The following is a 23,125-nucleotide window of genomic DNA, read 5'->3' as shown; positions in this document are numbered from 1 at the left end:
TCACTGAGCGTCTTGCGCGGGGTGCTTTTGGTGGGAACGGGCTTGCTCGCGAAGGGGCCGGCACATTCGAAACATGTGCTGATTGATCCAGCGCATTCGTGAGCAAGCCCACTCCCACCAAAAGCATTTCCCACAGAATTGCGTTTATTTACCGGTAATCATCGGCAGGTTCAGGCCCTGCTCCTTGGCGCAGTCGATGGCGATCTGGTAACCGGCATCGGCGTGACGCATGACACCGGTGGCCGGGTCGTTGTGCAGGACGCGGGCAATGCGCTCGGCCGCTTCGTCGGTACCGTCGCAGACAATTACCATGCCCGAGTGCTGGGAGAAGCCCATGCCGACACCGCCACCGTGGTGCAGGGAAACCCAGGTCGCGCCGCTCGCGGTGTTGAGCAGAGCGTTAAGCAGCGGCCAGTCGGAGACCGCGTCGGAACCGTCCTGCATCGATTCGGTTTCACGGTTCGGGCTGGCTACCGAGCCGGAGTCGAGGTGGTCGCGACCGATGACGATCGGCGCCGACAGCTCACCGCTGCGCACCATTTCGTTGAACGCCAGACCGAGCTTGGCGCGCAGACCCAGACCGACCCAGCAGATACGTGCCGGCAGACCCTGGAAGCTGATGCGCTCGCGGGCCATGTCCAGCCAGTTGTGCAGGTGCGCGTCATCCGGGATCAGCTCTTTGACTTTGGCGTCGGTCTTGAAGATGTCCTGCGGATCACCCGACAGCGCCGCCCAACGGAACGGGCCGATGCCACGGCAGAACAGCGGACGGATATAGGCCGGGACGAAGCCCGGGAAGTCGAACGCGTTTTCCACGCCTTCTTCCTGCGCCATCTGACGGATGTTGTTGCCGTAGTCGAAGGTCGGAATGCCCTGCTTCTGGAAATCCAGCATGGCTTTGACGTGGACCGCCATCGATTGCTTGGCGGCTTTGATCACGGCCGCCGGCTCGGTCTTGGCACGAGCGCGGTACTCTTCCCAGGTCCAGCCCGCCGGCAGGTAGCCGTTCAGTGGGTCGTGGGCGCTAGTCTGGTCGGTGACCATGTCCGGGCGCACGCCGCGCTTGACCAGTTCCGGCAGGATTTCTGCCGCGTTGCCCAGCAGCGCGATGGAAATCGCTTTGCCTTCGGCGGTGTATTTGGCGATGCGCGCCAGGGCGTCATCAAGGTCTTTGGCCTGCTCATCGACGTAGCGGCTTTTCAGGCGGAAATCGATGCTCACCTGCTGGCATTCGATGTTCAGCGAGCAGGCACCGGCCAGGGTGGCGGCCAGTGGCTGGGCACCGCCCATGCCGCCGAGACCGGCGGTCAGCACCCACTTGCCCTTGAGGTTGTCGTTGTAGTGCTGGCGACCGGCTTCGACGAAGGTTTCGTAGGTGCCCTGAACGATGCCCTGGCTGCCGATGTAGATCCAGCTGCCGGCGGTCATCTGGCCGTACATGGCCAGGCCTTTGGCGTCGAGTTCGTTGAAGTGTTCCCAGCTCGCCCAGTGCGGCACCAGGTTGGAGTTGGCGATCAGTACGCGCGGGGCGTTGCTGTGAGTCTTGAACACGCCGACCGGCTTGCCGGATTGCACCAGCAGGGTTTCGTCGTCATTGAGGTGGGTCAGGCTCTCGACGATTTTGTCGTAGCACTCCCAGTTACGCGCCGCGCGACCGATGCCACCGTAGACCACCAGCTCTTTCGGGTTCTCGGCCACTTCCGGATCGAGGTTGTTCATCAGCATGCGCAGCGGCGCTTCGGTCAGCCAGCTCTTGGCGGTCAGCTTGTTGCCGCGCGATGCACGGATTTCGACGTCACGTCTCTTTGTATAAACGGCAGTTGTAGGCTTATTGTCAGTCACGAAAAAGACTCCTCAGCGATCAATTCAAACCAACCCTGGCAGTGGGCAAGCAGCCTGTGCGCCTCAATGCGCGACAAGCGAATCAGTGGACGCTGCGGACTTATACGCATACGTCTTTACTTGTACATACAAGCATATGCAATCAAGTGGCCAACTTGCCGGCGGGCTGTTCAGGAAAAATTGCGGACAGCGCTGGAGAGCGCCTGACACAAGGGTTGTGGCGTGGATGAATTTTTTTGCAGCGAGGAAATGAGGTGGCGGCGGATCGTTACGAACCCGTGGTTTTGCGCCACGCTGGGGCGTTCGGTAACAAGTTGGTGCGCTGGGGGAAACAGGAATTGAAATGCAATTGTGGTGAGGGGATTTATCCCCGATGGACTGCGCAGCAGGCCCCTGCTTTTTAATCAAAAACGGGGCCGCTCCGCGACCCATCGGGGATAAATCCCCTCACCACAGGATGTGTTACCAGATTTAGATCAGCGCGCTGTCAGCTCGATCACGCAGCACGGAGCATTGACGGCCACTTCAACCAGACCGCTGTTACCGTCCAGTTGCAGGCAATCATGTCGGCCCAGTTGCGCGACGCTGTCAGCGACTTTCGCCTCAAGCAACTCACTGACACTGAATACCACCAACGTCCCCGCCGAGCTGAAGAACCGCTGCTCGCCGTCCAGCCACTGCAAGCGCGCGCTGTAACGCTGTGGCGCGTAGATCAGGTTGAAGTCGCGGATCGCGCCGCCGAGCAAGGTGCAGGAGACCTGGCTTTCGCCGCTGAACGCAAACGGGTCCAGCGGTAACAGTGGGCGCGTGTCATCACCGTCGACACACAGGGTCATGCCATCGCCCTGCAACACGGTGATCACCCGCTGATAACCGCTGAAGGTGGAGAACCCCCCGGACTCGGCGATGTCGGCGATCGACAGGCGCCAGCCGAACCCCTCCAGGCCTGCGCCCGCATCGCGGGTGATTTCTTCGGTGCTGCCGCCGCCGTTTTTCCACGGCATGCGCGGGTAGCCTTCGGCGCGTAAAACTTTCAGTGCACTCATTTATGAAAGCGTCCTTCCAGACGATGACGGGAACCTGGGTGGATCAGGCGCGCCGCAGTCACCGGCTGCCGCCCTGACCAGGTGCGGCGACGGATCAGCAGGCACGGCTCGCCTTTTTCGATCTGCAGCAACTTGCACTCGGACGGCTCGGCGAGGATCGCTTCAACCACGTGCTCGCCTTCGGTCAGCGGCGCGACCTGGTTGAGATAGGCATATGGCGTTTGCAGGGTGAAGTCCTGCTTGAGGTAGTCCGGGGCGACCAGTGCGTTGACGAAACGGTCTTCGATTTGCACCGGAATATCGTTTTCGTAATGCACGATCAGCGAGTGGAAAACCTTCTGCCCTTCGCGCATGTCCAGCGCCAGCGCGCGCTCGGAACCGGCGGCCTCTTCTTCGAGGGTGATCACCTGGCAGGTGTGGCGATGGCCACGGGAGGCGATTTCGTCGGCGATGTTGTGCACTTCGAACAGCGCGGACTGGCTTTTCGGTTCGGCGACAAACGTACCGACACCTTGCATGCGCACCAGCAGACCGTCGGCCGTCATCTCGCGCAGGGCGCGGTTGATGGTCATGCGGCTGAAACCGAGCTGGCTGACCAGTTCGCTTTCCGATGGCACGCGGTAGTGCGGTGGCCAGTTACCGCTGTCGATCTGTTGGGTGATCATCTGTTTGACGCGGGCGTACAAGGGCGCCGGACTGTCGCCCAGGTTCGCGGCCAACGGAGAGACTGGAGGCGGAGTCGGCACGGTTGATCCCTGTTTATTGGCTGAAAGTTGCTAGCTTGCCGGAGTTTACCGGGCAGGCAAACGTCTGTATATGTATATACAAATAACACACGATGGGGTGCTGAACCATGTCCGCCTTCTTTGCCGAACGCGCGCTGCTGCCTAACGGATGGGCCAACAATGTACGTCTTGAGGTCAGCGCCGATGGCCTGCTGACCCGAATCCTGGCCGATTCCACCGCAGACGGCGCCGAGCGGCTGAGCGGTCCGCTGCTGCCGGGGATGCCCAATCTGCACTCCCACGCCTTCCAGCGCGCAATGGCCGGGCTGGCCGAGGTGGCCGGTAATCCGAACGACAGTTTCTGGACCTGGCGTGACCTGATGTATCGGCTGGTCGGAAAAATCAGCCCGGAGCAACTCGGCGTCATTGCCCGTCAGCTGTACATCGAAATGCTCAAGGCCGGTTACACCTCGGTCGCCGAATTCCACTACGTGCACCACGACAACAACGGTCAGCCGTATGCCGATCCGGCCGAGCTGGCGCTGCGCATCAGTCAGGCCGCAAGCGACAGCGGCATCGGCCTGACCCTGCTGCCGGTGCTCTATAGCCACTCGGGTTTCGGCGGTCAGATGCCGAACGATGGCCAGCGCCGCTTCATCAACAGCAGCGAAAACTATCTGAAGCTGCAAGCACGCCTGCAACCCCTGCTGGCGCAGCAAAAAGCCCAATCGCTGGGTCTGTGCTTCCACTCGTTGCGCGCGGTCACCCCGCAGCAGATCAGCGAAGTATTGGCCGCCAGCGACAAGCAATGTCCGGTACATATCCACATCGCCGAACAGCAAAAGGAAGTCGATGACTGCCTGAGCTGGAGCGGCCGCCGTCCATTGCAGTGGCTGTACGAAAACACTGAAGTCGATCAGCGCTGGTGTCTGGTCCACGCGACTCACGCCAACCCGGAAGAAGTCACGCTGATGGCCAAGAGTCGCGCCATCGCCGGCCTGTGCCTGACCACCGAAGCCAACCTCGGCGACGGGATTTTCCCGGCGGTGGATTTCCTCGCTCAGGGCGGCCGCATGGGCATCGGATCCGATAGCCATGTGTCGCTCAGCGTGGTCGAAGAGTTGCGCTGGCTGGAATACGGCCAGCGGCTGCGCGACCAGCGGCGTAATCGTTTGTATGGCGCGGATCAGCCGATGGTCGGGCGCACGCTATATGACGCGGCACTGGATGGCGGCGCCCAGGCTTTGGGACAGCCGATCGGTGCGCTGGAAGTCGGCAAGCGTGCGGACTGGATCGTACTCGACGGCAATGACCCGTATCTGGCCACGGCCAGTGGTGACGGGATCTTGAATCGCTGGTTGTTTGCCGGTGGCGATCGGCAGGTGCGCGACGTGCTGGTCAACGGCCAATGGGTGGTGCGTGACGGGCGGCATGCCGGCGAAGAGGAAAGTGCCAGAGCCTTCACCCAGGTTCTGCGCGAACTTCTGGGCTGACACAAAACAAAAATGTGGGAGCGGGCTTGCTCGCGAAAGCGGTGTATCAGTCAACATTTCAATCGACTGACACGCCCTCTTCGCGAGCAAGCCCGCTCCCACATTTGATCTTTGGTGATGCTTAATTCGAGGTTTTGGCCATCTGTCGATCCGACGCCCGCCAGATCAGGCGCGTGGTGTCGTAACCCTGCTGCCGCGCCTTGCTCAGCAACTCTTCACGCACTTCAGCGTTGACGGTCGGCGTACGCGACAGCAGCCACATGTACTTGCGACTCGGATCGCCAACGATGGCGGTCTTGTAGTCATCGCTGACGTACAGCACCCAGTATTGCCCCTTCGCCACACCCGGAATCAGCCGCGAGAACCAGGTATCGAACTCGACCCACAACTTGTCGGTCTTGCCCGGCACCTGTGGGTAAGCCGTGCCCTTGACCTCTTCCCACTGCCAGTCGGCCGTCAGGCAACGGTTGAGCACATCGACGTTGCCGTTGGTCTCGAGCGTGTAATGGGCCTCGGATTGCGCACAGTTGCGCTGAAAGTACATCGGCATCCGCGCCAGTTCGTACCAGGTACCCTGGTAACGCTTGAGGTTGACCTCGTGGGCCGTCTTGGGCGCCAGCGGATCTTCACCGTGCGTGGCGCAGCCGGCCAGTACCAGGCCGGCAAAAAGGACAAGCAATAACCGCTTCATTGTTTTTCTCCCGTGGGCGCACAGCCCCGGTTTACTTCAGGCCTTGGCCGGAAAACATCAGCACTTTGTCACCGGCGTACTGCACGCTGATAAAGCTGTTCTTGTCGCCCCAGGTGCAACTGGACATGCCGAGCGCGCCCGAGCAGTCGGTAGGTTTGCCGAGCAACGTCTCGACTTCGGCCTTGGCCATGCCGGCCGACAGTTTCGAGTAGTTTTCCTGATTGACCTTGCTGCATGCGGCGAGCAGCACGCAAAAGGTCAGAAGGGCGATAGATCGCAGCGACATGAAGTAACTCCTGGAACGGAAGGGGGATGGCATGGGGCCAACCAGAAGCTTAGAAGAGAAAACCCTCATCTGGTTCCCTTCAGAAATGGCTATTTATTGCTCCGCTCGTCTGGCTTTTGCCGATAAATCAGACACTTTGCAGGGCTTCTGAGCATTTCGTCGCTTTTCACAAAAGCGCCCTAATCTTTGGCGCACCGAGGCCGAAATAAGAGCAGCGCAAAGCCCCCGAGTGTGGCAAATTGCCGCCCTTTCTCGACCAGCCCCTTCGCGGTAGTTCATTCGATGACCAGAAACATGAAATTCAGCCACAAGATCTTGTTGGCTGCCGCCCTTGTGGTGGCCGTTGCATTCGCCTGTTTCATTTTGTTCAACGACTATCGACAACGCGAAGCCCTGAGCAGCAGCACCGAAGCCTCGATGCAGGAACTGGGCAGCCTGACCACCAGCAACATCCAGACCTGGCTGGAAAGCCGTATCCAGTTGCTGCAATCGCTGTCGCAGCAGGTCGCCGCCGACGGCAGCGCCCCGGCCAGCCTCAAGCGCATCATCGACCTGCCCGCCTACACCGGCAATTTCCAGCTCAGCTACTTCGGCGGCGCTGACGGCGTGATGTTCTCGGTGCCCGCCGGCAACCGCGCGCCGGACTACGACCCGCGCGCCCGTGGCTGGTACAAGGCAGCCAACAGCGCGCAGCAGACCATCGTCACCGAACCCTACATCGCCGCTTCGTCGGGCAAACTGGTGATCACCGTCGCCACCCCGGTGCAGCGTCAGGGCCAGATGATCGGCGTGGCCGGTGCCGACATCGACCTGACCAGTGTCAGCGCGATCATCAACTCGCTCAACTTTGGTGGCCACGGCCATGCGTTCATCGTCAGCGCCGATGGCAAGATCCTGATTCACCCGGACAGCAAACTGGTCCTGAAAACCCTCGCCGAGGCTTATCCAAACGGCGCACCGAAAGTCAGCCCGGGCCTGAAAGAAGTCGAATTCGACGGCAAGACCCAACTGATCTCGTTCACCCGCGTCAACGGCGTGCCATCGGCTGACTGGTACGTGGCGCTGGTGCTGGACAAAGACACCGCGTTCTCGATGCTCAGCGAATTCCGCACCTCGGCGCTGATCGCCATGGTGATTGCCGTGGTGATCATCATCGCCCTGCTCGGCATGCTGATTCGCGTACTGATGCAGCCACTGCTGACCATGGGTCGCGCCATGCACGACATCGCCGAAGGTGAAGGCGACCTGACCAAGCGCCTGGTGATCCACGGCCACGACGAGTTCGGCGCGCTGGGCCTGTCGTTCAACCGCTTCGTCGAGCGTATTCACACCTCGATCCGCGAAGTGTCCTCGGCCACCGGCCAAGTCAACGAAGTCGCCCTGCGCGTGGTCGCCGCGTCGAACTCGTCGATGTACAACTCCGATCAGCAAGCGACCCGCACCAACAGCGTGGCCGCGGCGATCAACCAGCTCGGCGCCGCCGCTCAGGAAATCGCCCAGAACGCCGCCCTCGCCTCGCAGCATTCGAGCGACGCGCGCAGCCTGGCGGTCGACGGCCAGCAGGTTGTGGATAAAACCATTCAGGCCATGCAGCAGCTGTCGGCAAAAATCAGCGACTCCTGCGGCAACATCGAAACCCTCAACAGCAACACGGTGAACATCGGGCAGATTCTGGAAGTGATCACCAGCATCTCGCAGCAGACCAACCTGCTGGCGCTCAACGCCGCGATCGAAGCGGCCCGCGCCGGTGAGGCTGGCCGTGGTTTCGCCGTAGTTGCTGACGAAGTACGCAACCTCGCGCACCGTACCCAGGATTCGGCGCAGCAAGTGCAGAAGATGATCGAAGAACTGCAGGTCGGCGCACGCCAGGCAGTCAGCATCATGACCGAGAGCCAGCGCGAGAGCGAAAGCAGCGTCGGCATCGCCAACCAGGCCGGCGAACGTCTGGGCAGCGTGACCCAACGCATCGGCGAGATCGACGGGATGAACCAGTCGGTGGCTACCGCGACCGAAGAGCAGACCGCGGTGGTCGAGTCGATCAACGTCGACATCAACGAGATCAACACGCTGAACCAGGAAGGTGTCGAGAACCTGCAGGCAACCTTGCGCGCGTGCTCGGATCTGGAGCAGCAGGCGGCGCGGTTGAAGCAGCTGGTAGGCAGCTTCAGGATCTAAGGCGCGGCCACTGGCCTCTTCGCGAGCAAGCCCGCTCCCACAGGTTTTTGTGAACGACACAGATCCCCTTTGGGAGGCAGCCTGCTGGCGATGACGGCGTTAGCGACGATTGAATTTTGAGTTGAAATACGCTGGTCAGCTCGCAATGACGCTGGACTGAATTAAGACTAAACTCAGTCCTGTTCAATTTGGCGAGACTCAACCATGAAGCTTTCATCGCAAATCAAACCGATCAGCTACCTCAAAAGTCATACAGCGGAGATCGTCAAGTCGATCACTGAAAGCCGTGAGCCATTGGTCATCACCCAAAATGGTGAAGCCAAGCTTGTAGTTATGGACGTGAAAAGCTTTGAGGAGCAGGAAGACACAATGGCTTTGCTGAAGCTATTGGCAATGGGCAATCGGGAGATTGAGGAAGGCAAGTATCGAGACGCTGAGGATGTTTTCGCGGACTTGGACAGGGCCGACCATCAATGAGTTTAAAGGTCGTTATTCTTCAGTCCGCACAGACAGATCTCAAAGAACTCCGTACCTACCTTATCAAACAGTTCTCGAGTCAGACGTGGCAGAGTACCTACGCTGATCTCAAGACCGCCATTCTTGGTCTCGCAGACCTTCCTTATTCCGGTTCAATCCCCGAGGAAATCGAGAAGCTCAATCTTGGTCAATACCGACAAATCATTTCCGGGATGAACCGAGTCATTTATGAAGTCAGAGAAAAAACCGTCTTCGTTCATATCATTGTCGACTCAAGAAAAAGCCTGCCTTCACTTTTGATGAAGAGGCTGTTAAACGGCAATCCTTGAACTCAACAAATCAGAACCGTGACCCAGGCTGACTGAGAAACGCCAACTCCTCAGCCGTAGACTCCCGCCCCAACACCGCATTGCGATGCGGAAACCTTCCAAACCGCGCAATCACTTTCCGATGCCGCTCGGCATAATCCAGATTGTCGGCAAACACCGCCCGCTCGGCTTCCGGCTGTTCGGCCAGCAGATCGATAAAGCGCGAAACGGCTTCGTTCTGCACCGCGAGGTTTTCGCAGTGTTCGAACACCAGATAAATGAATACCCGCTGGATCGGCTTCAGTTGCCGGTCGAAGTCCGCCGCAATGCCTTGGGCGACAAGCTTCTGCGCACGCAGATCACCCGAGAATGCTTTGGGCGTGTCGCGAAAGATCATGCGCGGCAGTTGATCGAGCAACAGCACTACCGCCAGCCAACCTTCGGGACGTTGCGTCCACTCGGTCAATTCGCCAGCGAGGGCCTGATCGACAAAGACCCCGAAACGCTCACGCGCTTCGAGGTCTTGGCTGTCTTTCTTGCCGAACCACAACTTGCCCTTGTCAGCCGCAATCTCGTCCGGTGATTCGGCGTGTCCGAACCACCAATCGAGCAACGGCTGCCAGGGCGCGCTCATGGCTTATTCCTTGTGGTAAGCCGTGGCGCGGGCGACTTCTTCTTTCGAGCCGAGGAACACCGCTACGCGCTGGTGCAGGCCTTCGGGCTGGATGTCGAGGATGCGCTGGTGACCGTCGGTGGACGCACCGCCGGCCTGTTCCACCAGGAACGACATCGGGTTGGCTTCGTACATCAGACGCAGTTTGCCAGGCTTGGATGGCTCACGGCTGTCGCGTGGGTACATGAACAGGCCGCCACGGGTCAGGATGCGGTGTACGTCGGCCACCATCGCGGCGACCCAGCGCATGTTGTAGTTCTTCTTCAGCGGGCCTTCTTCGCCGGCCAGCAGTTCGCTGACGTAGCGTTGTACCGGGGCTTCCCAGTGGCGCTGGTTGGACATGTTGATTGCGAATTCCTGGGTGGTTTCAGGAATGGTGATGTCTTCGTGGGTCAGCACGAAGCTGCCCATTTCGCGGTCCAGGGTGAAGCCTTTGACGCCGTCGCCCAGGGTCAGTACCAACATGGTCTGCGGGCCGTAGATCGCGTAACCGGCAGCAACCTGCTGGGTGCCTGGCTGCAGGAAGGCTTTTTCGTTCAGCGCTTCGTTCTGGCTCAGGTATTCGTTCGGGCAACGCAGTACCGAGAAGATGGTGCCGACCGGGGCGTTGATGTCGATGTTCGACGAGCCGTCCAGTGGGTCGAATACCAGCAGGTAGGCGCCTTTCGGGTATTTTCCCGGGATCTGGTAGGCATTGTCCATTTCTTCGGACGCCATGCCGGCCAGGTGACCGCCCCATTCGTTGGCTTCGAGCAGGATTTCGTTCGACAGCACGTCGAGTTTCTTCTGCACTTCGCCTTGGACGTTTTCAGTGCCCATGCTGCCCAGAACACCACCCAGGGCGCCTTTGGACACGGCGTGGCTGATCTCTTTGCAGGCACGCGCCACCACTTCGATCAGGAAGCGCAGATCGGCAGGAGTGTTATTGCTGCGGGTCTGCTCAATCAAATAGCGACTCAGGGTAACGCGGGACATGGACGGCTCCGGTGGAATGGGGGGGCTAAAAACCCGCGCAGTTTACAGGGAGTCTGAAAACGTAGCGAGCGATGACGCCCGGTAACGTGCATTGGGGCGCAATTGCTTCCATCAGACGTGAACGGGTCGAGAGAGTTCAGGCACCGCATTCAGCGTAGTTCGAAACGGGACGGGTGGTGCATGCGGATCCGCGACCGATCTGAAATTCTTGTTGGCCGATCGGCCGCCTTCGCGAGCAAGCCCGCTCCCACAGTTGACCGAGTAGCCCTGCTGGACGCGATCAATGTGGGAGCGGGCTTGCTCGCGAATGGCGCGCAGCGCCAGCCATGCTCAGGAATTGGTCGGTGGCTTGCGCAACAGGCTCGCCGCCATCGCCCCGAGGAACACCACGCTCACCAGCAACACCGCCCACAGGCCGATCTTCTTCCAGTTGGTCTCCGGCATCGCCGCCGCCTCACTGCTCGCCACCTGCGTGGTGACCACTTCGCCCTGCACCGTTGCCTTGCCCAGCGTCGCGAGTTTTTCCGGTTTGAAATCCGGAATCAGCGTGCTCAGCGGCAGGTTTGCGGTTTTCACCGACGGATTGCCCAGCGCCAGACTGTAAGGCCCTTCACCACGCGCAAGGAAAATCACCTGCGTCGCCCGCACCGCGTATTTCAGGCTCGGTGCCTGCTCGCCCAGACCACCGCCGCGCTCGTCCACGCTCAGTTTCAATTGCTGCACAGTCTGCCCGTACAACTGCAATTCGTTCTGCACCACGTCCTGACCGTTCTGGGTCAGGCGATACAGCAAACCGTTGCTCAACGTCTGCCACGGCAGGCTGCTTTCGCGCCGGCCCGCTAGCGTGACCGGAGCCAGACTGTTCGGCTGCTTCAGCTCGACCTGCACCCGCTCGACACTCAGCCCCATCGGCAACTGCCAGGTGTACTCGCCGGACTGGGTGCTGCTGCCCGCCAGCGCTTGCGACCAGACCAACGGCAGCGGCACGTTGCGTGGATCGCTGCTTTTCAATTGTGCCGAAGTCAGGATCGGCGCCGACGTCGGCGCCTCCCACAACAGGCGCAGATAGCGTGCCGATTGCCCCGGCAGCGCGACCTCATGCTGTTCGATGCGCTCGTCGGAAAAGGTCAGCCGTGCCACCTGCCCCTCACCCCACGCCTGCCAATGCTGCAAGTCATCACTGGCCTCGATGCTGAAGCGCTGGAAGCCGTCACGCTCGCTGGTCCAGTCGAAAATAAGTTGCTGCAGCGGCGCCTTGATCGCACTGGCATCGAGCAGCCAGCCACGCAGCACTTCTTCGCCGGCCTCCAGTTGAGTCGACGGCTGCACTTCAACCAATGTGCCGGTGGTGGTCGATTGCACACGCACGTTCGGCGCACGCTCACTGGCATCGGCGGCGTTGTACAGCGGGAACCACTTCACCTCATGCAACTGACCGTCGTCGCGGGTCTGCGCCGATTCGCGGGCCAGGGCGTAGGCTTGCGGTTCACCGGCGGCGTTGAATATGCGCAGGTCGCTGAGATCGGTCTGGCGTGCCTGCAATTGCGCGCTCAGCGGCAGGTCGAGGCGATACCACGGACCGTTGCCACTCACCGCCAGCGGCACCTGCGTGGCGAAGTCCGCCGGTTTTTCCAGGGCGCCGGCAGTCATCACCACACCCAGCGCCAACCACCCCAGATTCAGCATGCGACTCAAGATGAAACTCCTTCGGTGTCCGGGACGGGTTTGTCCGCTGCCGGTTCGGCTTCGACGCGTTTCGGTGGCAGCGGTGCAAAGTAGCCCACCACCAGCAGCAACACACCGACGCCGATAAACGAGACGATCCGGGCGAGGCCGCCACGGTTGCTCAATTCGACAAAAATCAGTTTGGCCACCACCAGCGCAATCAGCGCCGCGCCGATCAGCCAGACTTCGCGCCGGTGACGCAGATGTCCGCCGATCATCAGCCCCAGCGCCATCAGGGTCCAGACGATGGACAACCCGGCCTGCACCAGCATCGATTCGAGCAGCAGATCCAGCTCGAACGGAATGCCCGCCCAATGGTGCGCAGCACGGGTCACCAGCGCAGTGCAGAAAGCGAACAGCGAAACCCCGGCGACCAGTTGCGTGGCGTACTCGGCGTAATCCTTGCGCAGGGCAAAATGCGTCACCGCATAACGCGACCACACGTACACCCCGAACAGGGCGAACAGCAAACCCAGTTCCAGCGGGTTGATCAGCGGCACGTACGGCAGCGGCTCGGCGTTACCGTCGCTGACGCCGTTGGCCAGCCAGAACCACGCCAGCATCAGCACTGCCAGCGGCGCGGCGGCGTACAAACGATATTCGCGCGGGAACGCTGCCACCGGCCATGGCCAGTTGCGCGGAGCCGCCGCCAGCAACAGATACAGGCTCGGCAGGATTGCCCAGCCCAGCCAGCGCCACGCGTTGTATTGCTCGGACAACAGCAGCAAGCCGTAGCGCAACTCCAGCGCCAGCACGCCAATCAGCAGCCAGCAACCCAGCACATGCGCCGTGCTCAAGGCCCGAGCCGGCAGCATCGGCGCCAAGCGCCGCAAGCTGAAGAAGTGCACGACGAACACCAATACCCACGCCAGCCAGCCGAAGTTCGCCGCCGGGTGATAACGCGCATGCCACGCCGCCAGCAGCACCAGCCCCGCCGCCGGAATCAGCAAGGTGCAGAGCAAGCCCAGCGCCGGCCATTTCAGACGCAGCGACAACAGCGTCCACAGCGCCACACTCAGCGCAGCGACCAGCAGCAACAGCGTCGCCTGCAGATTCAGCGGTGCAAAACGCAGCACCTCGCTGACCCACGCCAACGCCCACCAACCGGCGCCCCACACCAGCAGCACTTCGGACAGGCGTTGCAAACTCAGCGCATCGAAGGCCGAGGCGTGATTGCCCAATTGCAGGCGCCAGGCACCGACCAGCGCGGCCAACCCCAGCACCAGCGGCGTCCAGAAGCCGCCATGGGCCAACGGCCGCAGACCTTCGCTGGACAGCGGCCCGAGCAACGCGGGGCCGGCGAGCAAAAACGCCGTGCCGCCGATCAACTGCAACAACAGCCCAAAGACAAAACTCACGCGCTGTTTGAGGTACAGGCTGAGCCAGATGATCAACAGACCGCTGGCCGCCCAGACCGCACTCGCGGTTTGCCACGGCAGCACGAACAGCACTGCCAGATTGATCAGTACCAATCCCGCCAGCAACACCACCGACAACCCGCGCAGCAGCCGCACATCGCCGCGCACCATCTCGTCGCGCGCCGCCAGCAGCATGCCGGCGATCAACGCCAGACCGATCAGCGATGCGCTGAGCAAACCGCTCCAACCGGCACTGAATACGGCCGCCGAATCCTCGCCCGCGCCTTGCAGGCGCAACAGGAATAGCGCGCCGCCGAGCAACTGCACGGCGAACGCGGTGAACAGGAACGTGCGCGATTGCAGGCGCAGGCCGACAAACAAGGTCACCAGCCCGGCCAAGGCCCAACTGATCGCGGTCGCCTGAACCAGGAAAAACAGCGGCGCCAACAAGTACAGGAACGTCAGGCCCAGTGCCGCCAGCACCGGAAGGCCCTGGCGCTCCCACGGCGAAGCCTGTTCCGGCGCGGCTTTGCGCAACTGATAGAAACTGAACAGCAACGCGATGCCGAGCATCAACGCCCCCAGCGGTGCGCCGTCAAGCAGGCTGCTTGTGCCGACCCGCAACTGGCTGAGGAACGCTAGCGCCGAACCCAGTTGCAGCAGCAGGGCAAACGCCCGGGCGAACGGCCGCTGCTGACGCAGACCGAGCCAGAAAATCCCCGCGCCCTCCACTGCCCACGCCGCCGAAGTCCAGCGCGCATCGAGGCCCAGCGGGATCGCCAGACTGGCGAAAATCACCCCCAGCGCCAGACAGGTTTCACCGAGCAGCAATGCGCGCCCGCGCATCAACACCCGGGCCAGACCCATGTAGATCACGCCCAGTGCGAGTGCGCTGAACGCGGCGGCGAACTCCAGGTGCTGCACCAGCGCAAACTGCAAGCCGAAGCCCACGATCGGCGGGCCGAACAGCATCGTGCCGTCAACGTAGTCGCCCTTGCGCGCCGACCACTGGAGCAGCGCCTCGCGTTCGCCGTCCGCTGGCGCATCGGGCATGTCGAGCAACTTGCGCCGGGCGAACAGCAGGCCGATGGCCAGATACATCAGGAAGAACAGGATCAGGAACGGCTCGGTGCTCCACAGCAGCTCCGGGGCGTAGGAACGCAGGCCCCAGGCGAAGCCGATACCGAACGTGCCGACGAACCCGATCAGGTTGAGCAGGCGCCAGGCCTTGAACCACGCAATGGCGAGAATGCCGGCATTGAGCAGCGCGAAATAGCTGAACAGCGCGACATGGTTGCCCTCCCCGGTCGAGGTCAGGATCGGTGCGGCGAAACCGCCAAGCGCAGCGGCGGCGGCCAGTCCAAGAGCATCCTGAGTGATGGCGAGAATCGCCGAGAACAGCGTGACCGCCACCAGCAGACCCAGCGCGGCGGACGGATCGAGCAGCGGATGCAGACGCATCGCCGCAAACACTGTCAGGTACAGCACCGCGATCCCGGTGCCTTGCAGGATCAGCGCATAGCTGTTGTTGCGTGTGCGCAGCCACCAGCCCAGCGCCAGCAGGGCCAACGCCGCCGCCGCGACGCTGGCGTAACGCAATTCGATTGGCACCACCATGCCTTCGGTGGCGTAGCGCAACAGGAAGGCCAGACCGAAAAACAGCAGCACCACACCGACCCGCAGCACGGTGTTGCCGCCGAACAGCCAGTTGCGCGCAGCGCGGATGCCACGCTCGATCAGGTTCGGGCCACGGGGTTCGGCAGGTTGTGCGGGGGGTGATGGTTCGGCAGTGACGGCGTCCAGATGCCAGACATCGGCCGGCAGTGGCTGACTGGATTCGCTGGCAACGGCAGAGATCGGTTCGAGCTCGGGTGGCAGTTCCCAGACCAGATCCGGCGCGTCGGCGGGTGCTTGTTCGGCGACGATGGCGGGCTCGCTGACCGGTTCCGCGCTTGCCGCTGGCACCGCGTGAGAGGGAGAGCCTTCCAGCAGATACAGGCGCTGCGCGACGCCTTGCAAGGCCACCTTCGTCTGTTCAAGTTGGCGTTGTTGCTCCGCAGTCTGCCTGCCGAGCTGGGCGATGCGCAGCGTTTGCCCGATCGCCAGTCCCAGCAGCGCACCCAGCAGTGCATCACTGAACGACTCGTCGAGCAGCCAGCCGAGCAATAGCCCGATCAACATGAACATCCATTGCATGGTCGATATCCCTAAGCAGCCCCAAGGCGGGGCAATCCCGACAGTCGCTTCAGTCTAGGCAAAATCCAATGTGGGAGCGGCGGTGCGACGATTCGACTTGCTCGCGAAGGCGTTGTGTCAGTCGATATCCAATTGACTGATACAACGCCTTCGCGAGCAAGCCCGCTCCCACAAGGGGGTCTTGTGCTAACTGACACATTCGGTAACCGGCGCTCAGTATATCGATCCGGCCCAACAAACGCTGGGCCTTGCGCACATTTGTTGCGAAAGATTACTCCAGCGCTTTCCAGATATCCGTGGCGTACTCGCGAATCGTCCGGTCTGACGAAAACCAGCCCATGCGCGCCGTGTTGAGCACTGCCGAACGCCACCAGTTATTGGAATCGTGCCAGTGCGCATCGACGCGCATCTGCGCTTCCCAGTACGAGTCGAAGTCGGCGCAGACCAGGAAGCGGTCGTAGTCCACCAGCGAATCGATCAGCCCGGTGTAGCGCGACGTGTCGTCCGGCGAAAACACACCACTACGGATCGCTTGCAGCACATCGTTCAGACGATGGGACGCAGCGATATCCGGTGCGGCGCTGAACTCGTGGTTCTGTTTACGCGCTTCGACCTGCTGCGCGCTGAGGCCGAAGATGAACATGTGCTCGGCGCCGATGCGCTCGCACATTTCCACGTTGGCGCCATCGAGGGTGCCGATGGTCAGTGCGCCATTGAGGCCGAACTTCATGTTGCTGGTGCCCGAAGCCTCGAAACCGGCGGTGGAAATCTGCTCGGACAAGTCCGCCGCCGGAATGATGCTCTCCGCCAGGCTGACGTTGTAGTTGGGCAGGAACACCACTTTCAGCAAGCCGCGTACGGTCGGGTCGTTGTTCACCACCCGGGCGATGTCGTTGGTCAGTTTGATGATCAGTTTGGCCTGGTGATAACTGGCCGCCGCTTTACCGGCGAAGATTTTCACTCGCGGCACCCAGTCGGTTTCCGGCTCGGCACGGATCGCCTGATACAGCGCCACGGTGTGCATCAGGTTGAGCAACTGGCGCTTGTATTCGTGGATCCGTTTGACCTGCACGTCGAACATCGCCGCCGGATTGACTGCAATCCCCAGCCGCTCGTGAATCAGGTAGGCCAGGGCCTTTTTGCTGTGCAGGCGTTGTTCGGCGAAGGCTTTGCGGAAGGCGGGTTTCTCGGCGAACGGTTCGAGGTCGAGCAAGCGTTCTTCCGGGTTATCCAGCACCTCCGGGCCGAGGGAGTCGACCAGCATCGAGGTCAGCTCGGAGTTGGCCTGGAACAGCCAGCGGCGGAAGGTGATGCCGTTGGTTTTGTTGTTGATCCGCTCCGGGTAGAGCTTGTGCAGTTCAGCGAACACGGTCTTGCGCATCAACTGCGTGTGCAGCCCGGACACGCCGTTGACGCTATGCGAACCGAGGAACGCGAGGTTGCCCATGCGCACACGGCGACCGTTGTCCTCTTCGATCAGCGACACCGCGCGCAGCACGTCGAAATCGTGAATGCCTTTGGCCCGCAGCGAGTCGATGTGCTGGGCGTTGATCAGATAAATGATCTGCATGTGCCGCGGCAGCATGCGCTCCATCAGGCCGACCGGCCAGGTTTCCAGCGCCTCCGGCAGCAGCGTGTGGTTGGTGTACGACAGGGTGTCGACGGTGACTTGCCACGCCGCATCCCAAGCCACGTCGTAGACGTCGACCAGTTGGCGCATCAATTCGGCGACGGCAATCGAAGGGTGGGTGTCGTTGAGCTGGATCGCCGCGTGATCGCCCAGGGTCAGCACCGAGGTGTGCATGTTGCGATGGCGGCGCAACAAATCCTGCAGCGAAGCGGCGACGAAGAAATACTCCTGACGCAGACGCAGCTCTTGCCCGGCTTCGGTGCTGTCGGCCGGATAGAGAACCCGGGAAATGCTTTCAGCCCGGGCGACTTCGGCGACGGCGCCCAAGTGGTCACCGGCGTTGAAGCGCTCCAGGTGCAAATCTTCCATCGCCCGGGCGCGCCACAGGCGCAGGGTGTTGACGCTCGCCCCGCGCCAGCCGACCACTGGCGTGTCATAGGCAATCGCCCGCACGGTTTCCGCAGGCGACCAGACCTGTTTGGTCTTGCCGCTGGCATCGGTGACGGTTTCGACGCTGCCGCCGAAGCCGATCGAGTACACCACTTCCGGACGCTCGAACTCCCACGGGTTGCCGAAATCCAGCCAGTGCTCGGTCTGTTCCTGCTGCCAGCCGTCGACGATGGCCTGACGGAACAGACCGTGTTCGTAGCGAATGCCGTAGCCGTGCCCGGCGATGCCGAGGGTCGACATGCTTTCCATGAAGCACGCCGCCAGACGCCCGAGGCCGCCGTTGCCGAGTGCCGCATCCGGCTCGAGCAGGCGGATCCGTTCCAGATCGACACCGAGTTCAGTCAGCGCTTCACGGGCGACGTCGAGCAGGCCGAGGTTGCTCAGGCTGTCGTAGAGCAAACGACCGATGAGAAATTCCAGCGAGAGGTAATACACCCGCTTCTGGCCTTTGCGGTAGATCTGCCGGGTGTGGTCCATCCAGTGCTCGACCATGTGGTCGCGCGCCGCCAGGGCAATGGCTTCGAACCAGTCATGGTCGAAGGCGTGATCCGGGTCTTTGCCCACTGCATAGGTGAGCTTGGTCAGGACGGCATCGCGGAATGCGGCCACCTCTGCTTCGCGAACTAGTGGTTCTTGAGTCATCGATAGGACCTCGAGCGAGCGGGGAATTGTCTGAGCCTAGACGGTCTGACCGACGCTGGCGGCTCTGGTTCGGCAGTTTTTCTTGAGAGTGTGAGATCGCCCGGCATAACCTTGGCGAGCACGCTGATCGATGCATGGCCCGTGCCGGGTTAAGCGCCAATTTTGGCGGACGATGAAAAAATCTGGCGAAAGGTTGTTCAAAAATCCACCAGTCCCGGTATGATCGCGCGCCCTGATGCACACGCCTGGTAACTCCCGATGATGAAGCCCAACCTGATTGCCGCCGCCGAGATTGATCGTCTCGATACGTGGGCCAAATATTCGGCCCCGATGTGCGGTTCTTGTATCTCCAGCTGCTGCACGCTGCCGGTCGAGGTCAAGATCAAGGATCTGGTGCGCATCGGCGTGGTCGACGAGTTCGAGCTGGGCGATCCGCCGAAGAACATCGCCAAGCGCCTGCAAAAGGAAGGGCTGGTCGAACGCTTCAACCAGAAGTCGGGGATCTTCACCCTGCAGCGCATGAGCAACAACGATTGCTACTACCTGGATCGTAAATCGCGCCTGTGCACCATTTATGACAAGCGCCCGGACACCTGCCGCAACCACCCGAAAATCGGCCCGCGTCCGGGGTATTGCGCGTACAAGCCCAAAGAAGTGGAGCGAGTGCAGAACTCGCGGTCGATCGAGAAGTTCTGATCGTTCCTGAAATTTTCGGCGCCGGTCAGGCCGCCTTCGCGAGCAAGCCCGCTCCCACAGGGAACCATGGCGTACACAAGATTTGTGTTCACCGAGATCTGCTGTGGGAGCGGGCTTGCTCGCGAAGAGGCCAGCACAAACACCGCCCCCGTCTCGGTTAAATCCCGGACAAACAAAAACGCCCCCGGTCTCGCGACCGGGGGCGTTTTTTCAAGCTCGGGCTAAATTACGCCTTGGCTTTCTTGGCAGCGCGGGTACGCTCGCTTTCGTCCAGGATCTTCTTGCGAAGACGGATGGACTTAGGCGTGACTTCGCACAGCTCGTCTTCCTGGATGTATTCCAGAGCCTGTTCCAGAGTGAAGCGAACAGGTGGTACCAGAGCGATGGTTTCGTCTTTACCCGAAGCACGCATGTTGTCGAGCTTCTTGCCTTTGGTTGGGTTCACACCCAGGTCGTTGTCGCGGCTGTTCTGACCAACGATTTGACCGTTGTAGATCTCCTGGCCGTGTTCTACGAACAGCTTGCCACGAGCCTGCAGGGTTTCCAGCGAGTAGGTCAGTGCCTTGCCGGTTTCAACCGAAACCAGAACGCCGTTCTGACGGCCGGACATGTGGCCCGACTTCACTGGTGCGTAACGGTCGAAGATCGAGGTCAGGATGCCAGCACCGTTGGTCAGGGTCAGGAACTGGTTACGGAAACCGATCAGACCGCGAGCAGGGATGTTGTATTCCAGACGAACACGGCCCTTGCCATCCGGCACCATGTTGCTCAGGTCGCCCTTACGCAGACCCATCTCTTCCATGACCTTGCCCTGCGATTCTTCAGGGATGTCGATGGTGACGTTTTCGAACGGTTCCTGCTTCACGCCGTCAACTTCACGGATGATCACTTCAGGACGGCCCAGGGCCAGCTCGAAGCCTTCGCGACGCATGGTTTCGATCAGTACCGAGAGGTGCAGCTCACCACGGCCGGAAACCTTGAACTTGTCAGCCGAGTCGCCTTCTTCAACGCGCAGTGCAACGTTGTACAGCAGCTCTTTGTCCAGACGATCCTTGATGTTACGGGAGGTCACGAACTTGCCTTCTTTACCGCAGAATGGCGAGTCGTTTACCTGGAAGGTCATGGAAACGGTTGGCTCGTCAACGGTCAGCGGCTTCATCGCCTCGACGGTGTTGATATCGCACAGGGTGTCGGAGATGAACAGCTCGTCGAAGCCGCTGATGCAGACGATGTCGCCAGCCGCTGCTTCTTCAACGTCAATACGGTGCAGACCGTGGTGACCCATCAGCTTCAGGATACGACCGTTGCGGCGCTTGCCGTCGGCGCTGATAGCGACAACCGGGGTGTTCGGCTTGACGCGACCACGAGCGATACGGCCAACACCGATAACACCCAGGAAGCTGTTGTAGTCCAGAGCGGAGATCTGCATCTGGAACGGACCGTCACGGTCAACGGCCGGAGGCGGAACGTGATCGACTACAGCTTGGTACAGCGGAGTCATGTCTTCCGCCATGGCGGTGTGGTCCAGACCGGCGATGCCGTTCAGGGCCGAAGCGTAAACAACCTGGAAGTCCAGTTGTTCTTCGGTAGCACCGAGGTTGTCGAACAGGTCGAAGATCTGGTCCAGAACCCAGTCCGGACGCGCGCCTGGACGGTCAACCTTGTTGATGACCACGATTGGACGCAGGCCGGCTTCGAAGGCCTTCTTGGTCACGAAACGGGTTTGCGGCATAGGGCCGTCTTGAGCGTCAACCAGCAGCAGAACGGAGTCAACCATCGACATTACGCGTTCTACTTCGCCGCCGAAGTCGGCGTGGCCCGGGGTATCCACGATGTTGATGTGGTAGCCGTTCCAGTTGATGGCGGTGTTTTTCGCCAGAATGGTAATACCGCGCTCTTTTTCCTGGTCGTTGGAGTCCATCACGCGCTCGTCGTTGAGCTCGTTGCGCTCCAGGGTGCCGGATTGACGCAGGAGTTTGTCTACCAGGGTGGTCTTACCATGGTCAACGTGGGCAATGATGGCGATGTTACGTAGATTTTCGATCACTTGTGTATCTCGATCAGAGGATTCGGTTTGCTGACAAGTCTTGGCAGCGATTAACAGTAGTGTCCGGCATGGCCGTTACAGCTTGACGGCGGTGTCGGGGGGCCGGTGACGCAGGCCACAGGCAAACAGCCCCGGGCACTTAGCTCGGTCGATAAACGCGCACATTGGCATGCCCCTCACTGAGCAAATGGTGAGCATGCAGGCGACTCATCACGCCTTTGTCGCAATACAGCAGGTACTGGCGAGTCGGATCCAGCTCCTTGAAACGAGCGTTCACTGCATAGAACGGCATCGTCTGTACTTCTATGCCGGCGATTTCCAGCGGGTCATCCTCGGCCGCATCCGGGTGACGGATGTCGATGACGATCTGACCGGCCAGCGCTTCGCCGACTTCTTCGATTTGCAAATCCTGGCCCAATTCGTCGATCACCCGATCGATCGACACCAGTTTGGCGTTTTCGAGCGCACGCTCGAGAACCGCCATGTCGAATTCTTTCTCTTCGTGCTCAACACGGTGGCGCTTGGCGGCGGTCTTCGGATTGACCGAGATGACCCCGCAGTACTCCGGCATGTGCCGGGCGAAATCGGCGGTGCCGATCTCGTTGGCCGTGTCGATGATGTCCTGCTTGTGCGCAACGATCAGTGGGCGCAGGACCAGTTTGTCGGTCACACAGTCGATCACCGACAGGTTCGGCAGCGTCTGGCTCGATACCTGGGAGATCGCTTCGCCGGTGACCAGCGCGTCGATGTGCAGCCGATCAGCGATGGCCGACGATGCGCGCAACATCATACGCTTCAATACGACGCCCATATGACTGTTATCGACTTTGCCGAGAATTTCGCCCAACACTTCTTCGAACGGAACACTGACAAATAGCACGCGTTGCGAGCTGCCGTACTTCTTCCAGATGAAATGCGCGACTTCCATCACGCCCAATTCGTGGGCACGCCCGCCCAGATTGAAGAAGCAGAAATGCGCCATCAGGCCGCGGCGCATGATCTGGTAGGCGGCAACCGTCGAGTCAAAGCCGCCGGACATCAATACCAGCGTCTGCTCCAGGGCGCCGAGCGGATATCCGCCGATGCCGTTGTGCTGGCTGTGAATGACAAACAACCGTTGGTCGCGAACTTCGATGCGAACTTCGATTTGCGGGTCTTTGAGGTCGATTCCGGCCGCACCGCACTCACGACGCAGCTTGCTGCCGACGTATTTTTCAACGTCCATCGAGCTGAACGGATGCTTGCCTGCACGCTTGCAGCGCACCGAGAAAATCTTCCCGCCCAGCACATCGCCGTAGTGCTGTTTGCACTTCTCGGTGATGTCGTCGAAGTCGCCCAGCGGGTACTCGTCGATCTGCAGAAAGTGCGCGACACCCGGAGTGCAAGTCAGGCGCTCGCCCATCTCTTTCAAGGCTTTGGGGTCGGTAACGCGGGTTTCCAGCTCGAGATTGTCCCACACACCGTTCACCACCACGGCCGGGTCCAGATCGCGGAGCACGGCGCGGATGTTCTTGGCCAGCTGGCGGATGAAACGCATCCGGACAGGGCGGCTCTTGATGGTGATCTCGGGGAAGACTTTTACGATTAGTTTCATGAAAACAGCGCGCGCAGGGCCAGCCGAAAAAGGGGGGCGCGGATTATAGCGGAAATTGCTCAAGGTTTAACCAGTTAATATGCAGAAGGTTTCACT

Annotated in this window: 17 protein-coding genes; 5 read left to right on the top strand and 12 right to left on the bottom strand. The window is 60.8% G+C overall.

Going from position 1 to position 23,125, the window contains the following annotated elements; genetic code table 11:
* Window positions 1–144 precede the first annotated feature (144 nt).
* The 3 genes from hutU to hutC all read right to left on the bottom strand — a co-directional run bounded on the left by hutU (window position 145) and on the right by hutC (window position 3,553).
* Window positions 145–1,842, bottom strand: coding sequence for a urocanate hydratase (gene hutU / locus M0814_RS13860; protein ID WP_103485255.1), 1,698 nt, complete (start codon window positions 1,840–1,842; stop codon window positions 145–147).
* 476 nt (window positions 1,843–2,318) lie between these two features.
* The gene (locus tag M0814_RS13855; protein ID WP_103485256.1) at window positions 2,319–2,888 is read right to left on the bottom strand and encodes a HutD family protein; all 570 of its coding nucleotides are present in this window, start codon (window positions 2,886–2,888) and stop codon (window positions 2,319–2,321) included.
* On the bottom strand, window positions 2,885–3,553 hold the full coding sequence (hutC, locus tag M0814_RS13850; RefSeq protein ID WP_232324077.1) for a histidine utilization repressor: 669 nt from the start codon (window positions 3,551–3,553) through the stop codon (window positions 2,885–2,887). The genes M0814_RS13855 and hutC overlap by 4 nt, the downstream gene beginning before the upstream one ends.
* Window positions 3,554–3,741: 188 nt before the next feature.
* On the opposite strand from hutC, the gene M0814_RS13845 reads away from it, so the two are divergent.
* Entirely contained in the window at window positions 3,742–5,106 is a 1,365-nt protein-coding gene (locus tag M0814_RS13845) for a formimidoylglutamate deiminase (RefSeq protein ID WP_103485257.1), read from the top strand.
* Window positions 5,107–5,227: 121 nt separating this feature from the next.
* On the opposite strand, the gene M0814_RS13840 is transcribed toward M0814_RS13845, so the two are convergent.
* Both M0814_RS13840 and M0814_RS13835 read right to left on the bottom strand, forming a co-directional pair.
* Window positions 5,228–5,797 (bottom strand): lipocalin family protein, encoded by a 570-nt coding sequence (locus tag M0814_RS13840; protein ID WP_003220803.1) that lies wholly within the window; start codon window positions 5,795–5,797, stop codon window positions 5,228–5,230.
* A gap of 31 nt (window positions 5,798–5,828) precedes the next feature.
* Window positions 5,829–6,083: a hypothetical protein gene (locus M0814_RS13835; RefSeq protein WP_003220802.1), complete on the bottom strand. Its 255-nt coding sequence runs from the start codon at window positions 6,081–6,083 to the stop codon at window positions 5,829–5,831.
* Window positions 6,084–6,365: 282 nt separating this feature from the next.
* On the opposite strand from M0814_RS13835, the gene M0814_RS13830 reads away from it, so the two are divergent.
* The 3 genes from M0814_RS13830 (at window position 6,366) to M0814_RS13820 (ending at window position 9,064) form a co-directional block, all read left to right on the top strand.
* Entirely contained in the window at window positions 6,366–8,258 is a 1,893-nt protein-coding gene (locus M0814_RS13830) for a methyl-accepting chemotaxis protein (RefSeq protein WP_218565916.1), read from the top strand.
* Window positions 8,259–8,462: 204 nt separating this feature from the next.
* Window positions 8,463–8,735, top strand: coding sequence for a type II toxin-antitoxin system Phd/YefM family antitoxin (locus M0814_RS13825; protein WP_047290864.1), 273 nt, complete (start codon window positions 8,463–8,465; stop codon window positions 8,733–8,735).
* Window positions 8,732–9,064, top strand: coding sequence for a type II toxin-antitoxin system RelE/ParE family toxin (locus tag M0814_RS13820; protein ID WP_103485259.1), 333 nt, complete (start codon window positions 8,732–8,734; stop codon window positions 9,062–9,064). Before M0814_RS13825 ends, M0814_RS13820 begins: the two co-directional genes overlap by 4 nt.
* A 10-nt stretch (window positions 9,065–9,074) precedes the next feature.
* Here the strand turns inward: M0814_RS13820 and M0814_RS13815 are convergent, their stop codons facing one another.
* From M0814_RS13815 to M0814_RS13795, 5 genes are all read right to left on the bottom strand, one after another.
* Window positions 9,075–9,677 (bottom strand): DUF924 family protein, encoded by a 603-nt coding sequence (locus M0814_RS13815; RefSeq protein WP_003220798.1) that lies wholly within the window; start codon window positions 9,675–9,677, stop codon window positions 9,075–9,077.
* A gap of 3 nt (window positions 9,678–9,680) precedes the next feature.
* Window positions 9,681–10,691: a class 1 fructose-bisphosphatase gene (locus tag M0814_RS13810; RefSeq protein ID WP_003220797.1), complete on the bottom strand. Its 1,011-nt coding sequence runs from the start codon at window positions 10,689–10,691 to the stop codon at window positions 9,681–9,683.
* A 330-nt stretch (window positions 10,692–11,021) separates the two neighbouring features.
* Window positions 11,022–12,386, bottom strand: coding sequence for a DUF3999 domain-containing protein (locus tag M0814_RS13805; protein WP_103485260.1), 1,365 nt, complete (start codon window positions 12,384–12,386; stop codon window positions 11,022–11,024).
* Window positions 12,383–15,970 carry a DUF2339 domain-containing protein gene (locus M0814_RS13800; protein WP_103485261.1) on the bottom strand — a complete coding sequence of 1,196 codons (3,588 nt, stop codon included), beginning with the start codon at window positions 15,968–15,970 and terminating at the stop codon, window positions 12,383–12,385. Before M0814_RS13800 ends, M0814_RS13805 begins: the two co-directional genes overlap by 4 nt.
* A gap of 271 nt (window positions 15,971–16,241) precedes the next feature.
* On the bottom strand, window positions 16,242–18,692 hold the full coding sequence (locus tag M0814_RS13795) for a glycogen/starch/alpha-glucan phosphorylase (RefSeq protein ID WP_003220794.1): 2,451 nt from the start codon (window positions 18,690–18,692) through the stop codon (window positions 16,242–16,244).
* A gap of 258 nt (window positions 18,693–18,950) precedes the next feature.
* Between M0814_RS13795 and M0814_RS13790 the strand changes: the two genes are divergently transcribed.
* Window positions 18,951–19,388, top strand: a complete 438-nt coding sequence (locus tag M0814_RS13790) for a YkgJ family cysteine cluster protein (RefSeq protein ID WP_045122258.1) — start codon at window positions 18,951–18,953, stop codon at window positions 19,386–19,388.
* A gap of 226 nt (window positions 19,389–19,614) precedes the next feature.
* Here M0814_RS13790 and typA read toward each other — a convergent pair whose 3' ends face one another.
* Entirely contained in the window at window positions 19,615–21,435 is a 1,821-nt protein-coding gene (typA, locus tag M0814_RS13785; protein WP_003220792.1) for a translational GTPase TypA, read from the bottom strand.
* A gap of 139 nt (window positions 21,436–21,574) precedes the next feature.
* Window positions 21,575–23,029, bottom strand: a complete 1,455-nt coding sequence (thiI, locus tag M0814_RS13780; RefSeq protein ID WP_103485262.1) for a tRNA uracil 4-sulfurtransferase ThiI — start codon at window positions 23,027–23,029, stop codon at window positions 21,575–21,577.
* Between the last annotated feature and the right edge of the window lie 96 nt (window positions 23,030–23,125).

The organism is Pseudomonas sp. MWU12-2020 (assembly GCF_023100605.1).
GTDB lineage: Bacteria > Pseudomonadota > Gammaproteobacteria > Pseudomonadales > Pseudomonadaceae > Aquipseudomonas > Aquipseudomonas fluorescens_H.
Note: the sequence above shows the minus strand (reverse complement) of the source record. Positions and strands in the feature narration are given on the sequence as shown.

What these genes read in the sequence shown, in the direction of transcription:
- M0814_RS13855 (WP_103485256.1), bottom strand. Translation starts at nt 2,888, where the DNA reads ATGAGTGCACTGAAAGTTTTACGCGCCGAAGGCTACCCGCGCATGCCG.
- hutC (WP_232324077.1), bottom strand. Translation starts at nt 3,553, where the DNA reads ATGATCACCCAACAGATCGACAGCGGTAACTGGCCACCGCACTACCGC.
- M0814_RS13845 (WP_103485257.1), top strand. Translation starts at nt 3,742, where the DNA reads ATGTCCGCCTTCTTTGCCGAACGCGCGCTGCTGCCTAACGGATGGGCC.
- M0814_RS13840 (WP_003220803.1), bottom strand. Translation starts at nt 5,797, where the DNA reads ATGAAGCGGTTATTGCTTGTCCTTTTTGCCGGCCTGGTACTGGCCGGC.
- M0814_RS13835 (WP_003220802.1), bottom strand. Translation starts at nt 6,083, where the DNA reads ATGTCGCTGCGATCTATCGCCCTTCTGACCTTTTGCGTGCTGCTCGCC.
- M0814_RS13830 (WP_218565916.1), top strand. Translation starts at nt 6,366, where the DNA reads ATGACCAGAAACATGAAATTCAGCCACAAGATCTTGTTGGCTGCCGCC.
- M0814_RS13825 (WP_047290864.1), top strand. Translation starts at nt 8,463, where the DNA reads ATGAAGCTTTCATCGCAAATCAAACCGATCAGCTACCTCAAAAGTCAT.
- M0814_RS13820 (WP_103485259.1), top strand. Translation starts at nt 8,732, where the DNA reads ATGAGTTTAAAGGTCGTTATTCTTCAGTCCGCACAGACAGATCTCAAA.
- M0814_RS13815 (WP_003220798.1), bottom strand. Translation starts at nt 9,677, where the DNA reads ATGAGCGCGCCCTGGCAGCCGTTGCTCGATTGGTGGTTCGGACACGCC.
- M0814_RS13810 (WP_003220797.1), bottom strand. Translation starts at nt 10,691, where the DNA reads ATGTCCCGCGTTACCCTGAGTCGCTATTTGATTGAGCAGACCCGCAGC.
- M0814_RS13800 (WP_103485261.1), bottom strand. Translation starts at nt 15,970, where the DNA reads ATGCAATGGATGTTCATGTTGATCGGGCTATTGCTCGGCTGGCTGCTC.
- M0814_RS13795 (WP_003220794.1), bottom strand. Translation starts at nt 18,692, where the DNA reads ATGACTCAAGAACCACTAGTTCGCGAAGCAGAGGTGGCCGCATTCCGC.
- M0814_RS13790 (WP_045122258.1), top strand. Translation starts at nt 18,951, where the DNA reads ATGATGAAGCCCAACCTGATTGCCGCCGCCGAGATTGATCGTCTCGAT.
- thiI (WP_103485262.1), bottom strand. Translation starts at nt 23,029, where the DNA reads ATGAAACTAATCGTAAAAGTCTTCCCCGAGATCACCATCAAGAGCCGC.